The organism is Dolichospermum sp. UHCC 0406 (assembly GCF_009712025.1).
In the GTDB taxonomy this organism is placed as follows: domain Bacteria; phylum Cyanobacteriota; class Cyanobacteriia; order Cyanobacteriales; family Nostocaceae; genus Dolichospermum; species Dolichospermum lemmermannii.
This window is the reverse complement of record NZ_VILA01000019.1, coordinates 65,980-80,013: the sequence shown is the minus strand read 5'-3', so window position 1 is coordinate 80,013 and position 14,034 is coordinate 65,980. Positions and strand designations below refer to the sequence as shown.

The following is a 14,034-nucleotide window of genomic DNA, read 5'->3' as shown; positions in this document are numbered from 1 at the left end:
TGTATTAGGATTATATTTACTCAATAAATTAGTAATTTTATGCCAAGAAAAGACCAGGGTTGGGTGACATTTCAAACATCCGAAGAAGAACGCAAGATATTAGAAGAATTTTGTCAAAACTCCCAGCGGACTAAAACTGAGATTTTGCGGGAATTAGTGCGGGGACTTAATAAATATTCATCACCGTCCATATCATTATCAACTTCACTAGAACAAGCACAAACAAAAAATGTTGAATTTGAAATTGTTAGTCCCAAAAAAGCATTAAAAGTTAGTTCCCGCAATGTTTTAAAAGGAATTGTAAAACGAGTTACTACAGGCAGTATAAATACCGAAATAACTTTAGAAATCGTTCAGAAAGTTGAATTAACTTCCATGATTACTAGAGTTTCCGCTGAAGAATTAGAATTATCTGAAGGGACAGAAGCCTATGCTGTGATTAAATCTAATGATATTGTGATTGCTAAAGATTAGAAATACTTAACTTAGATTCCCGACTTCTTTAAGAAGTCGGGAATCTTTTTGTTTACTAAGCTTCGATTTTTACACCTTTCCAGAAAGCAACATAACCTTCTATATTTTTAGCTTTCTCTTTAGTGCTAGGATAATACCAAGCTGCATCTTTGTTAACTTGTCCATTAACTTCGACACTGTAGTAACTAGCAACCCCTTTCCAGGGACAAGTGGTATGAGTGCTACTGTCTGTAAAGTATTCCTTATTAATAGCGTCAGCAGGGAAATAATGATTTCCTTCCACAACTACAGTATTATCGCTTTCGGCTAAAATAGCGCCATTCCAAATTGCTTTCATGATTTGAGTTTAAAAAAGTTCACAATTTATATTGTGACATTTAAAATAACTATTTATTTACGTGATATACTGAAATTTGGTAAAAGTTTTGCGAAATAGCAATCACAAGTATCGAAATAAATTTTAGTCCTGCTAAATTTAAAGACTGTGAAAAAACCGATGAAATAGTCCAGCAACTTGTTAATTGGAAATTAGATTAAGTAAGTAGACGAAAATAAATCAAAGTAGATTAAGTAATGTAAAAAATCTGGAGATGATTTCGTAGTAAGGGCTTCAGCCCTCAAATGAGGAATAAATTCCTCACTACAAAAGTCACCAGCAATAAAGATATATCCTTGATGGTACAAGCTTTACGTCGCTATAAATTAGATAGTGAAGACTATGATTCGATTTGGAATTGCGCCCAAAATATGCCCTATCCAGAATTTTATCAAGCTTGGCATCATTCTTGATTTCTGAAAAATATTTTTCCCTCGCAAGGGTAAAGAAAAGAAAGAAAAAGAGCAAAAGTGCAAAGGGCTACTAAGTCCTCGCCGCACCACTGCAAACAACCCGAAAACCAATAATGTCGTGGTCGAAGGTGAGGTCGTTGAAATTGCGATAAGCAGAACGGCAATTATCAGGAGGGTTGAACCACGAACCACCGCGTAGCATTCGTCTATCATTACTATCCTTAGCATCTTGCCATACGTTTCTATTCGCAGGCGCACCTTCATAGGTATTATGAAAATGGTCTTGACACCATTCCCATACATTCCCGTGCATATCATATAGTCCAAAATTATTAGCTACTTTAAAACTTCCTACTTCTTTTGTTCCTTCGTGTTGACCATCATAGTTAGCCAAAGCTAAATCTTTTGTAATTGTTTCCCCAAAGTGAAATGGTGTGGTTGTTCCTGCACGACAAGCATATTCCCATTCGGCTTCACTTGGTAGGCGATACTCTCTCTTTGTATAGTTTGAGAGGCGTAAACAAAACTCAACAGCATGCTCCCAAGAAACAAACTCTACAGGGCGATTTGCTCCTTTAAAATGAGATGGGTTAGGATCGAGTTGTTTCTCTACTATTGTGACGTTTTCAGCTACCGCTTGCCATTGTGCCTGGGTAATAGGATACTTACCCATAAAAAAGGGTTCTATAATTACTTCATGTTGGGGAAACTCACGTTTATAAAAATCTTTTTGATATTTTTTACACAGTTTCTTGATTTCTTGATCGTCTGTTCCCATTTTAAATTTTCCACCTGGGATATATACCATTTCTAGGTTTATATCTTCAAATAATTTCTCGATAAAGTATTGAGTAGGTTGATTATCTATTTCTATACATTGATATGATTTACTTTGGCGAATAATTTTAACCCCATTTGTTGTATTTGCATTGACAGTAGCAACTTCAAAATAAGAAGATTTTATGGATTTAGGAGCATTTTCCAACATTCGACAAGCATAAGCTTCCAAATTTGGATCATGCTCTTTTCCTTTAATACTTGTGAGAATAAAATTATTTTGTAAATCTTGAGAGAAATCATTGTATGTTGCTTTATCAACATACAACCAACCAGGTTCTGCTGCTGTAACCATTCGAGAAACTGTAAACAAAACACGATGTCCTATTATTTTGTCAATATTTAATTGAGATTTATCATATAAAACTTCACCAGTTGCTGCGGCAATACGAAATAATCGCTTCTTGTTGTCTTGTTGATTATAATTATCAACCAAATTACGAAAATTTTCTACAAATGTATATGCCTTATCTACATCCTTAAATGATATGCGATAACCATCTCCACCTAAAGAATGTATTTCATTATATTCATGGATTTCATGATTTTCAAAAGTTTTATTAAAAGCATTTTTAACAAATTCTCTAATCTTATAAACAAAGATTTTCGTACCTTCTACACCTAATTCATCTTCAATAAAATTAGTTGATTTTGAAGACTGAAATAAATCAAGTTGAACTACAGTTAATCGAATGTTTTCTTCTGACATGATAGGTGCTTTTATTTTCTGTGAGTAAATCTAAATTGATGAAATTGGGAATATTAAATATAGTTTGCTGTAGGGGTTGAGCATTGCTAAACCCTTACAGAATGTATATGTTTACATTATATATATTTCGTTTTTGTTGTCAAAAATCATTGAAGATATCATGAAAATCACAAACGCCGATAAATAACCAAACTTATCAGAATTGAACAGGGAATTATTAAAATAGAAGTAATTAAAACTTTTATCGCATAGGTAAAAACTTCAAACTTCAAAAAAGCAATTTCGGCATTAATAGTAATTTGTGCAGCAATATCTTTATATTCCTTGTATTCTACTTTAGTTATATCTACACTACCCTTGAAATAGGGTTCGTTCAATACTTCCAGTAATTCATCCGGTTTATATTTCTGTAAATGTCCAAAATACCAAAAATTATCTTTTATTGGATCTTGAGAATGTGATTTTTTATTTTGTCTATCTCGCAACCACAAAAGATCCTCTAGATTTGTTTTAGGCAAAAAAGACAGGGAACAAATCAAAGCGCAAATACAAAGAAAAATCGTTGTTAACAACAACCCGAAATTTAAAGAATTGGGAATATTTTGTGCTGTAGCTAAAAGAGTGATAGTTGCAGTAATAGCAGCGCCAGAAAAAGCCAGCAGAACACCATTTTTAGCCTCTGCAAACTTCAGCCACTCATTCACATTCTGGAAAATTGCTAAAAGCTTAGTAGAAACCTCATCCATAATAAATTTTTATGTATATAAAGCAACGTGAGTACATAATATCATTACAAATACAGATATTATCACTTTACGTCACTTTTTTATAACTCTGGATAGAAGAAATTTTAGAAAATTAATAAAATTCAACACTTTAATTTTTATCCTGTTCATCCTTTAATCCTGGACATCCTGATTCAGACATTTTCCTATCTATAAATTCTAGCGTTCCCCATTCCCCCAACGTGCGTTAAAATTCTAATATCTTCATCACAACTCAGACACGCAGCAGCCATCTACCATGCTTCAGTACCCCCACTTAGAAAAAGCCTTAAAACATCACTTTGGTTATGATCAATTTCGCCCTGGACAAAGGCAAATTATCGAAGATGCCTTAGAAAATCGTGATTTAATGGTAGTCATGCCCACAGGTGGGGGTAAGTCTCTGTGCTTTCAATTACCAGCACTTTTGAAACCAGGTTTAACAGTCGTAGTCTCACCATTGATAGCCTTAATGCAAGATCAAGTAGAAGCACTGCGAACTAATAACATTTCTGCCACATTTCTGAATAGTAGTCTTAATGCCTATAAAGTTCGCTCCCGTGAAGAAGCGATCATGAATGGTAAAATAAAATTACTTTATGTCGCCCCAGAACGCCTCGTTAGTGAACGATTTCTCCCGCTTTTAGACGTAGTTAAAGAAAAAGTCGGAATTTCCACCTTTGCCATAGATGAAGCCCATTGTGTCTCAGAATGGGGGCATGATTTCCGCCCAGAATATCGGCAATTAAGATTACTCAGAAAACGTTATCCTGATGTACCGACAATTGCTTTAACTGCTACCGCTACAGATAGAGTCAGGGCTGATATTATCGAACAATTAGGATTAAAACAACCCAGCATTCATATTGCCAGTTTTAACCGCCAAAATCTTCATTATGAAGTCCGTTCTAAAAGTAATCGTGCTTATGCAGAATTATTAGAAATAGTTAGAGAAAATGAAGGTTCAGGAATTATCTATTGTTTAACTCGCAAAAAAGTTGATGAAATAACTTTAAAACTCCAAAATGATAAAGTTTCAGTTCTCCCTTATCATGCTGGTTTAAGTGATGAGGAAAGATCAAAAAATCAAACTCGGTTTATTCGGGATGATGTGCGAGTAATGGTGGCTACGGTTGCTTTTGGGATGGGGATTAATAAACCCGATGTGCGGTTTGTAGTTCATTCCGATTTACCGCGAAATTTAGAAAGTTATTATCAAGAATCAGGACGAGCCGGCAGAGATGATGAACCTTCCAAATGTACACTTTTTTTCAATTATGGTGATATTAAAACCATTGAATGGAGTATTAATCAAAAACCAGATCCCCAAGAACAATTAATAGCTAAACAGCAACTAAGACAGGTAATTGATTATGCAGAAGGGACAGACTGTAGACGCACAATTCAATTAAGTTATTTTGGCGAAAGATTTCCGGGAAATTGTGGAAATTGTGATAATTGTCTTTATCCTAAACCTGTCCAAGATTGGACAATTGAAGCCATGAAATTTCTATCTTGTGTGGCCAGGTGTAAAGAAAGATATGGAATGTTACATATTATTGATATATTAAGAGGCGCAAAAAATCAGAGAATTGTTGTTAATAAACATGATCAACTTTCTACCTATGGAATTGGCAAAGATAAAACAGTAGATGAATGGCGAATGTTAGGAAGATCACTTTTACATCAAGGGTTAATAGAACAAACCGCAGACGGTTATTCAATTTTAAAACTTAATGCTTTGAGTTGGGAAGTAATGCGAAAACAACGCCCAGTTTCCATTGCTGTTCCTATAGCAAAGAAAACTACTTGGGAAGAGGAAAATGTCAAAGCAGCAGATGTAGAAGTGCTAATGCAAAAATTGCGATCGCTTAGGAAAGAACTCGCAGACGAACAAGCAGTACCACCCTACGTCATCTTCCATGATTCTACCCTCAAATTAATGGCACAAAGCCAACCAAAAACCTTAGATGAATTTGGCAATCTTTCCGGGGTTGGTAGTCATAAATTATCTCAATATGGCGAAAGATTCTTAGCAGAAATTCAAAAATACCGCCAAGAACAAGGGTTACAAGAAAAGACTATTAATCGAGTTAGTTCCTCACCTCATTCTCACTCACCTTCTGATACAGAATTAACAACATTGGAATTATATAACCAGGGTTTGAGTATTGAAAACATCGCTAAACAACGCAACGTTAAAACTGCCACAATTATCAATCATCTCTCCAATTTAATTGAGAAAAAACAACCTGTAGATTTAAGTAAATTAGTCCCCTTAGAACGCCAAAAGAAAATCTGGAACGTTTTAGAAATTGTTGGTGATATTGCCCTCACACCCATTCGGGAAAATTTAGGTGAAAGCTACAGTTTTGACGAAATTCGTTTAGTTAGAGCAAAATGGCGCAGAGAAAAACAAAAAACCATTAAAGATGATATTGATTTTTAGTTTTTTGCCGATAAAGCCAGAGATAGCAGCTTTGGTAAAACCAAACAAATAGCCGTATTCAATATTGTTAAAAATAGACCATCAATTAAACTCATAAATAACTCTCCCTGTGATAACTACATCTTGATTTTGCATTCTAAACACCATTTTTGAATTTTTGAATGTCTTTGACTTGCATAAGTAAATTAAATACTTGCAACTTTTCTATTCCCTGTTATGTATAGCAATCCTGTCTGATTTGTGAAAATTGATGTTTTTACCGAGAATTACAGCGGTTTCCGCTCTTATGAGGGACAAAGTTGAATCATGAAACTCTTGTAGTGCGGGCATCTTGCCCGCTAGATATGTACCTCATAACACCAGGAAGTGCTGTATGAATAGCGCAGAGAAGAAAATAAATATATTCACAAATAATTGAGGATTGCTATTATTCGCTAATATTCTCTTTAATTAGGAGAACATTGGGAACAAAAATTCGGACTAAATTTACAAGATTGACTACCAGTTAATCCGTAGGCTGTACAATATGGGAAACTGGTCATTGCCATTTTGGCGGATTTGCAATTAGGAGTAAGGGCAAATGGTTGAGATTGTTGAGGTTTACGAACCAAAACCATAGATAGCAGCTTAGGCAAAGCCAAACAAGCCCCAGCATTGATGACGGTGAGCAATAATACATCCATCAAATCTATAGGGAATCACCCCCAAATGAAATTTACGTGAAAACAGTTTGACTAAAACTAAAATATATGGCAATGTCCTAAGACTCAACCATAGTATTTAGTTTATATAAAATCAGTTTAGCATAGATTTTTCTAGATGGAACGGTGATAATTCAGTAATTTGTCATCAACAATGTGCTTTTAACGTATTAGACATCTCCAGAAAAGAATGTAGAGACGTTCCATGGAACGTCTCTACAAGGGTTGTAAGTCACGCATATTTAATTTTCACCAGATGTCTATTAAATACCGTTATATTAAATTGAAAAAATCACCAATTTAAATTTAACATCAGCATCTATGACAAAAACCCAATCTGCAACTTCTTTCTTAGCTAACATTTCTGAGCGGGAAAGCCTGGCTTTACAGAGTTTAGTAGATTACACAAATGTGGAGTCACTCCCAGAAATTTGGACTTTAGCTGCCAGGAAATTTGGTAATATTGTTGCCCTGCATAACCCCCACTCCAAACCAGAAGTAAAAATTACCTATAGTCAGTTGTCAGGGCAAATTCAACAATTTGCGGCTGGTTTACAGACATTAGGCATCAATATAAACAATAGCGACACTCTTCCCTATGGTGAACGGGTTTCCCTCATTGCTGATAACAGTCCCCGCTGGTTTATTGCCGATCAAGGTATAATGACCGCTGGAGCGGTAAATGCAGTCCGTAGCGCCCAAGCAGAACGAGAAGAATTACTCTATATTATTTCCCATAGTGGCAGTACCGCATTAGTAATTGAGGATCTCAAAACTCTAAATAAGTTAGGAGAAAGCTTAAATGAATTACCGATTAAGCTGGTAGTTCTCCTTTCTGATGAAGCACCACCCACAGAACGCAATTTTCCAGTGGTGAACTTTTCCCAATTATTAGATATTGGTAGTAACAACACTTTAATAGCTACCAAACAAAGCAGCGAAAGTTTAGCAACCCTAATTTATACCTCTGGTACTACGGGAAAACCTAAAGGTGTGATGCTATCTCACAAAAATTTGCTGCACCAAGTTAAAAGTTTGGGGGTGGTTGTCCAACCCAAAAAAGGTGATACCGTCCTCAGTATTCTGCCCACATGGCATAGTTATGAACGCAGTGGAGAATATTTCTTACTTTCTCAAGGTTGTACCCAAATTTACACTAATTTGCGTTCTGTGAAAGGGGATTTAAAGAAATTTAAACCCAATTACATGATTGCTGTTCCTCGACTATGGGAATCAATTTATGAAGGAGTGCAAAAACAATTCCGCGAACAACCAGCCAAAAAACAAAGTTTGGTCAAGTTCTTACTAGAAACGAGCCAGAAATATATTGAAGCGCGGCGTATTTCGCAGGGATTGAGTTTAAATCACATTCACGCTTCATTTATTGAACGTTCCCAAGCCAAAATAACAGAATTGGGTTTATTATTATTCCATGCACTCGGTGAAAAATTAGTTTATACCAAAGTGCGAGAAGCTACTGGCGGCAACATCAAGCACGTTATTAGCGGTGGTGGGGCGCTACCTGCATATATAGATAACTTCTTTGAAATTGTTGGGGTGGAAATTTTACAAGGTTATGGTTTAACAGAAACCTCACCAGTAACTAATGCTCGTCGTCCTTGGCGAAATTTACGGGGTTCTTCAGGACAACCCATTCCCGGTACAGAAGTGAAAATTGTCAATCCTGAGACTCGTCAACCTCTACCAGTGGGAGAACGGGGTTTAGTCCTGCTCAAAGGGCCACAAATCATGCAGGGCTATTATCAAAATCCCGAAGCCACAACCAAAGCCATAGACACAGAAGGTTGGTTTGATAGCGGTGATTTAGGTTGGGTAACTCCTGAAAATGACCTAGTATTAACAGGTAGAGCAAAAGACACCATTGTTTTAACCAATGGGGAAAACATCGAACCCCAGCCCATAGAAGATGCTTGTTTAAGATCACCCTATATTGACCAAATCATGTTAGTAGGGCAAGATCAACGGAGTATTGGCGCTTTGATTGTTCCCAACCTAGAAGCCTTAGAAAAATGGGCAGAAACTCAAAATAATAGTCAAAAAATTGACTTAGAGAGTAAAATAGTCCAGGATTTGTTTCGTCAGGAATTAAATCGGGAAGTTCAAAACCGTCCCAGCTACCGAGCCGATGATCGTGTTGGACCGTTCAAACTCATTGAGGAAGAATTCTCAATTGAAAATGGACTCATGACACAAACGCTCAAAATCCGTCGTCACGTTGTCATGGCCCGATATTGCGATATTATTAACGCAATGTTTGCCAAATAATTCCCTAAATCGCAGATAATCTTTCAGAACTTAATGGAGATATAGGGAAGCAGCCCCGCAGAGGGGAATGGGAAGAAAATTCTTCTTTTTTTCTTTCTTTTTTTCTCCTGACTCCTGACTCCTGACTCCTGACTCCTGACTTCCCCCAAACTACAAACTATTTAAGAGTGAACGGACAATTTTTATGGATGTTTCCAACCCTCAATTGCTTTTAAAACGCCCGATTAATGTCAAAGCCATAGTTACTAGTCTCTGGAAAGAGGAAGTACAACAGCAACTACAAGGTCAAATTAATCAAGTTGACCAACAACTGCAACAATTAGACGTTGAAGGACAAAGAGCAGTTAGCGCCATTCAAAAACAGAGTGTGCAACCACCAGGACCCCAAACACTCCAACAGATTGACAACATTCAACTGCAAGTCAATCAAAAGAAAAGTGAACTTCTAGAGCAGAAAAACCAAATGCTGCAAAACCTCCAGCAAGTACAATTATTGGAATTAGATCAAGAAGTTAATCAATTTCAAATGGAAAGCTTTTTCCGGATTGAACTAGGTGATAATTTGATTAGTAAAATGCAGGTTGAAGTTGTCCTCCGTGATGGTATTGTCGAAGAAATTCGCGGAGACATCTAACATTAGCACTGAAGTAGAAGTTTAGCATATCTCGTTCCCAGTCTCTGACTGGGAATGCTATCACAGAGGCTCTGCCTCTACAGTTATCAAAGCTCATCCATGAAGTTGACACCAATCATTATCACGCTTAACCACTACCCTAGTAGGGGGGGAAATTAATAATTGAGGGGGTTGACAAATGATTTTGAATTTGTTATCATAGAATTGATAAGGAAGAACTATCTTCTCATAAAAATCTATTCAACTGCCCAAAACCGCTGACAATCAAGTAATCGGTTGTGTTTTGTCCAAAAAAACAGATAGTTATCATCAATCTGATTTTTCCAAAAAATCACCCACTTGATCACAAAACTGTTAAAATTCGTAGATTGAAGTCCATATATAATTGATTCTGAAACCACCATATCATGAGCATTAACGAAGTATTTATGCCAGCGCTGAGTTCCACCATGACCGAAGGCAAAATTGTCTCCTGGGTCAAGTCGCCTGGAGATAAAGTGGAGAAAGGCGAAACAGTGGTGGTTGTCGAATCAGATAAAGCTGATATGGACGTGGAAACCTTCTATGAAGGATATCTTGCCCATATCATTGTTCCCGCTGGTGAAACCGCCCCAGTCGGCACAGCGATCGCATACATTGCCGAAACAGAAGCAGAAATAGCCACAGCCCAGTCCTTAGCCAACGCAGACGGTGCTGCTGCCCCCTCCACACCTGCCCCCATACCCGTACCCGTTGCCGCAATTGCCGCCCCTGCCACCCCATCTCAAAATGGTTCTAACCATGAACCCGGCAGAGTCGTAGTTTCACCCCGCGCTCGCAAACTAGCCAAAGAACTCAAAGTAGATTTAAATACCCTCACAGGTAGCGGTCCCTACGGTCGCATTGTGGCGGAAGATATAGAAGTGGCAGTCGGTAAAGTCCAACCCGTTACTACCCCCGTTGTCACTCCCGCACCCGCACCCGTAGCCGCACCTGTACCCGTAGCTGCACCTGCACCTGTCGCCACACCAGTAGTTACTAGTGCCGTTCCTGGTCAAGTAGTGCCATTCACAACCTTACAAAATGCAGTAGTTCGGGGCATGGTAGCCAGTTTATCTGTACCTGTGTTCCGTGTCAGTTACACAATTAGCACCGATGGACTCGATAAACTTTACAAACAAATTAAGTCTAAAGGTGTGACAATGACCGCGCTATTAGCCAAAGCTGTAGCCATAACATTACAAAAACACCCCATCCTTAATGCCAGCTACTCAGATCAAGGAATTGTCAATCACCCTAATATTAACGTTTCTGTTGCCGTAGCCATGGATGATGGTGGTTTAATCACACCCGTTTTACAAAATGCAGATGCAGTTGATATCTACTCTTTATCTCGCAATTGGAAATCTTTAGTAGAACGCGCTAGAGCTAAACAACTACAACCAGTAGAATATAACAGCGGTACTTTTACACTTTCCAACTTAGGAATGTTTGGTGTAGATACCTTTGATGCCATTTTACCCCCCGGACAAGGTTCTATTTTAGCCATTGGTGCATCACGTCCCCAAGTAGTTGCCACACCTGATGGATTATTTGGTGTGCGTCAACAAATGCAAGTTACAATCACCTGTGATCATCGCATTATTTACGGCGCTGATGCTGCCGGATTCTTGCAAGACTTAGCGAAGTTGATTGAAACGAATCCCCAATCTTTGACAATGTAAGAGACTAATACCCAGATTCCCGACTTCTGAGAGAAGTCGGGAATCTAAAAAGGGGATCTATAAAAAATATAAACATATACAAATTCCAGATTCTAAGAACTAACATTAAAACAAACGATTAATTAAAAAGTTGGTGTGTGTAATGGCAACTAAAAAACAATTCAACAGCTTTGAAGAAATGCTTTCTGGTTCAGATGTACCCGTGTTAGTAGACTTTTATGCCGACTGGTGTGGTCCTTGTCAAATGATGGTACCCATTTTAGAAAAAGTCAACCTTGAACTGAAAGATAGATTACGGATTGTGAAGATTGACACAGAAAAGTATAAAGAATTAGCCAGTCAGTATGGCATTGCCGCTTTACCAACCTTGGTACTATTTAAACAAGGAAAGCCCGTAGATAAAATTGAAGGTGTTATGCAAGCCGCACAGTTAGTACAACATCTACAACCACAACTTTAAATAGGGTTTTAAAATAGAGATGCAAAATTCCGCGTCTCTATAACAGCAACTTTCAGTGTATTTCTTCCTTTGCGCCTTTGCTCCTTTGTGCCTACCCTGCGGGATCTCTAAGAGAGATTGCGCGAAACAAAATTCGCGCTATCTTAAATAAAGAAGATCCAAGGAGTGCATCTTTTTATGAAAGGCAAACAAGTTTTACTTACAGGTGGCACAGGGGGACTAGGTTTGGGTGTAACACCCGCAGTTATAGCCCAAGGTGCAGACGTAACTATTCCTTATCGTAGTCCTAAAGATGTAGAACGTCTCAAAGGAATTATTTCCCCTGCGGATTTTGCCAGAATTCATTTTATTCCTGCTAATTTAGAAGATGAAGCCTCAGTAGAGAAACTTATCAGTCGCATGACAAAAGTAGATGTATTAATTCATTTAGTCGGTGGTTTTTCTATGGGAAAAACTCACGAATACAGTTTTTATGATTGGAAACAACAAATAGATTTAAACTTAAATACAACTTTTTTGACTTGCAAATATAGCCTCAAAAGTATGTTAGAAAATGGCTATGGGCGGATTGTGACTGTAAGTTCCCGCGCTGGGGCTGAACCTGCGGGAAATTTGGCAGCTTATTCTGCGGCTAAAGCTGGGGTGATAGCCTTAACAAAAGCGATCGCAGAGGAAACCAAAAATACTAACATTACAGCTAATACCATTCTCCCCAGTGTCATTGATACCCCCACCAACAGGGCAGCTATGGGTGTGGAAAACGCTGATAAATGGGTTAAACCAGAATCTATTGCCCAAGTTATCTGCTTTTTAGCCTCAGAAGCAGCTAAGGATATTCGTGGTGCAGCAATTCCCGTTTATGGTAGTTTGTGAAGTACACACGACTGAGAAAGAGAACGGTTATGAGAGTGGTATCTGTTTGTTACTCAGCAGGTATCACCCATAATTATTAGTTAAGGCGATCGCAATTGACTTTTTCTGAGAATCTGCGGTAATCTTTCATGTAAGACTGAGACTGTGCAAGTTCAGTTGAATAATCGAAATTTTAAAAGCTAAAATACAGGTATTACTTAACTACAACTTACTATGAAATTCAATGTCACGATTGATCGAGATGAAGATGGTGTCTGGATTATTGAATGTCCTAGTATTCCTGGTTGTATTAGTCAGGGAGAGACAAAAGAAGAGGCTTTAGAGAATATTCAAGATGCAATTTCTGCTTGTTTGCAGGTTAGGGCAGAGATTGGCTTGCCATTGACTGTTGAAACTAAATAAGTAGAACTTTTAGTCTAATCATAGCATCAAAACTACCTGTTCGGAGTGATTACAATCATCTATCTGGAATTTAAGAAACTTACTCTTTTACCTATATGTCTGTTTCACTTGAAAATCGCTTCCACTCATTCATGAAGTCCGTTTCATTCGCTGAATCCATTGACGCTCTACTTTTAGATGAAACGTATAAAGAGAGACAGAAAGATAAAAAGCGAGCAGATTACCTTTTATTTGATCGAAAATTAATTTTAGAGTTAAAAAGTTTAGTCAAAGATCCTTCATCAAAAGTTGAAGAAGAGATTGATAAACATCGAAATCGTGAAGACTTTCCTCTGATATATGGTCAAACCGATCTCCAAAAGATACTCAAACATCTTCCTGATGGCGAATCTATCAATCGCCGTATACATAGAGATATTACACGTTCGGTTGAAAAAGGACTACGTAGTGCTGATAAGCAGTTTGTTGATACGAAATATATTTTTGAATTGATTGAAAGCATTAGTTTACTTGTGGTGCTAAATCAAGATATAGAAATTTTTTCACCAGAGGTACTCCTCTCTCGTCTTAGCCAACATCTTTGTTCATCTTTGCCATCATCTCCTCGTTTGGAAAATGTAGATTTTGTTTGGATCATATCTGAGAGCCATTTATGTGTAGTCCCAAATATTCCTAATGCTTTTCCATCAATTCTCTTGAAAAGTCCAAACTTAAAACAGCATGAGTGGTTTGCACCTCTTTTTGAGAAGCTTCAGCTTGAGTGGGCAAGGTTCAATGGCTTACCACTAGTTCAACTGAATATGGAAAGCATGGAAAGCCCAAGTAACATATCTTTTCGCTCTGCAAAGGTTGAAGAACCTAAGACCACTATACAAGCAAGAAGGTTTTCAGCCCCATAATTATATGCAACTTCACATTAGATTGGTATTACCTTAAATATCAAAATAAAAGAG

At 37.5% G+C, this 14,034-nt stretch carries 14 protein-coding genes; 10 read left to right on the top strand and 4 right to left on the bottom strand.

Features of this window, described 5'->3' with window-relative positions; all coding sequences use genetic code 11:
- Positions 1-39 precede the first annotated feature (39 nt).
- Complete coding sequence (locus FJR09_RS17745; protein WP_168653601.1) at positions 40-474, top strand: molybdopterin-binding protein; 435 nt, start codon at positions 40-42, stop codon at positions 472-474.
- A gap of 55 nt (positions 475-529) precedes the next feature.
- On the opposite strand, the gene FJR09_RS17740 is transcribed toward FJR09_RS17745, so the two are convergent.
- A complete protein-coding gene (locus FJR09_RS17740; RefSeq protein ID WP_168653615.1) occupies positions 530-814 on the bottom strand; it encodes a DUF427 domain-containing protein in 285 nt (94 codons plus the stop codon).
- Positions 815-1,095: 281 nt separating this feature from the next.
- Between FJR09_RS17740 and FJR09_RS17735 the strand changes: the two genes are divergently transcribed.
- Positions 1,096-1,263, top strand: coding sequence for a hypothetical protein (locus FJR09_RS17735; RefSeq protein WP_168653602.1), 168 nt, complete (start codon positions 1,096-1,098; stop codon positions 1,261-1,263).
- 70 nt (positions 1,264-1,333) lie between these two features.
- Here FJR09_RS17735 and FJR09_RS17730 read toward each other — a convergent pair whose 3' ends face one another.
- Entirely contained in the window at positions 1,334-2,809 is a 1,476-nt protein-coding gene (locus FJR09_RS17730) for a formylglycine-generating enzyme family protein (RefSeq protein ID WP_168653603.1), read from the bottom strand.
- A gap of 167 nt (positions 2,810-2,976) precedes the next feature.
- Positions 2,977-3,555, bottom strand: a complete 579-nt coding sequence (locus FJR09_RS17725) for a hypothetical protein (protein ID WP_015083354.1) — start codon at positions 3,553-3,555, stop codon at positions 2,977-2,979.
- Between the two features lie 277 nt (positions 3,556-3,832).
- Here FJR09_RS17725 and recQ point away from each other — a divergent pair, with 277 nt between their 5' ends.
- On the top strand, positions 3,833-6,022 hold the full coding sequence (gene recQ / locus FJR09_RS17720) for a DNA helicase RecQ (protein ID WP_015083355.1): 2,190 nt from the start codon (positions 3,833-3,835) through the stop codon (positions 6,020-6,022).
- A gap of 446 nt (positions 6,023-6,468) precedes the next feature.
- On the opposite strand, the gene FJR09_RS17715 is transcribed toward recQ, so the two are convergent.
- Entirely contained in the window at positions 6,469-6,705 is a 237-nt protein-coding gene (locus FJR09_RS17715; RefSeq protein WP_168653604.1) for a hypothetical protein, read from the bottom strand.
- A 339-nt stretch (positions 6,706-7,044) separates the two neighbouring features.
- Here FJR09_RS17715 and FJR09_RS17710 point away from each other — a divergent pair, with 339 nt between their 5' ends.
- The 7 genes from FJR09_RS17710 to FJR09_RS17680 all read left to right on the top strand — a co-directional run bounded on the left by FJR09_RS17710 (position 7,045) and on the right by FJR09_RS17680 (position 13,980).
- A complete protein-coding gene (locus FJR09_RS17710) occupies positions 7,045-9,009 on the top strand; it encodes a long-chain fatty acid--CoA ligase (RefSeq protein ID WP_168653605.1) in 1,965 nt (654 codons plus the stop codon).
- 184 nt (positions 9,010-9,193) lie between these two features.
- On the top strand, positions 9,194-9,643 hold the full coding sequence (locus FJR09_RS17705; RefSeq protein ID WP_015083358.1) for a YlqD family protein: 450 nt from the start codon (positions 9,194-9,196) through the stop codon (positions 9,641-9,643).
- A gap of 407 nt (positions 9,644-10,050) precedes the next feature.
- Positions 10,051-11,346, top strand: coding sequence for a dihydrolipoamide acetyltransferase family protein (locus tag FJR09_RS17700; protein WP_168653606.1), 1,296 nt, complete (start codon positions 10,051-10,053; stop codon positions 11,344-11,346).
- Between the two features lie 142 nt (positions 11,347-11,488).
- Positions 11,489-11,806 (top strand): thioredoxin, encoded by a 318-nt coding sequence (trxA, locus tag FJR09_RS17695; RefSeq protein WP_015083360.1) that lies wholly within the window; start codon positions 11,489-11,491, stop codon positions 11,804-11,806.
- A gap of 177 nt (positions 11,807-11,983) precedes the next feature.
- Positions 11,984-12,679, top strand: a complete 696-nt coding sequence (gene fabG, locus FJR09_RS17690; protein WP_168653607.1) for a 3-oxoacyl-ACP reductase FabG — start codon at positions 11,984-11,986, stop codon at positions 12,677-12,679.
- Positions 12,680-12,892: 213 nt separating this feature from the next.
- Positions 12,893-13,081 (top strand): type II toxin-antitoxin system HicB family antitoxin, encoded by a 189-nt coding sequence (locus FJR09_RS17685; RefSeq protein ID WP_168653608.1) that lies wholly within the window; start codon positions 12,893-12,895, stop codon positions 13,079-13,081.
- 131 nt (positions 13,082-13,212) lie between these two features.
- Complete coding sequence (locus FJR09_RS17680; protein ID WP_168653609.1) at positions 13,213-13,980, top strand: hypothetical protein; 768 nt, start codon at positions 13,213-13,215, stop codon at positions 13,978-13,980.
- The last annotated feature ends 54 nt before the right edge of the window (positions 13,981-14,034 follow it).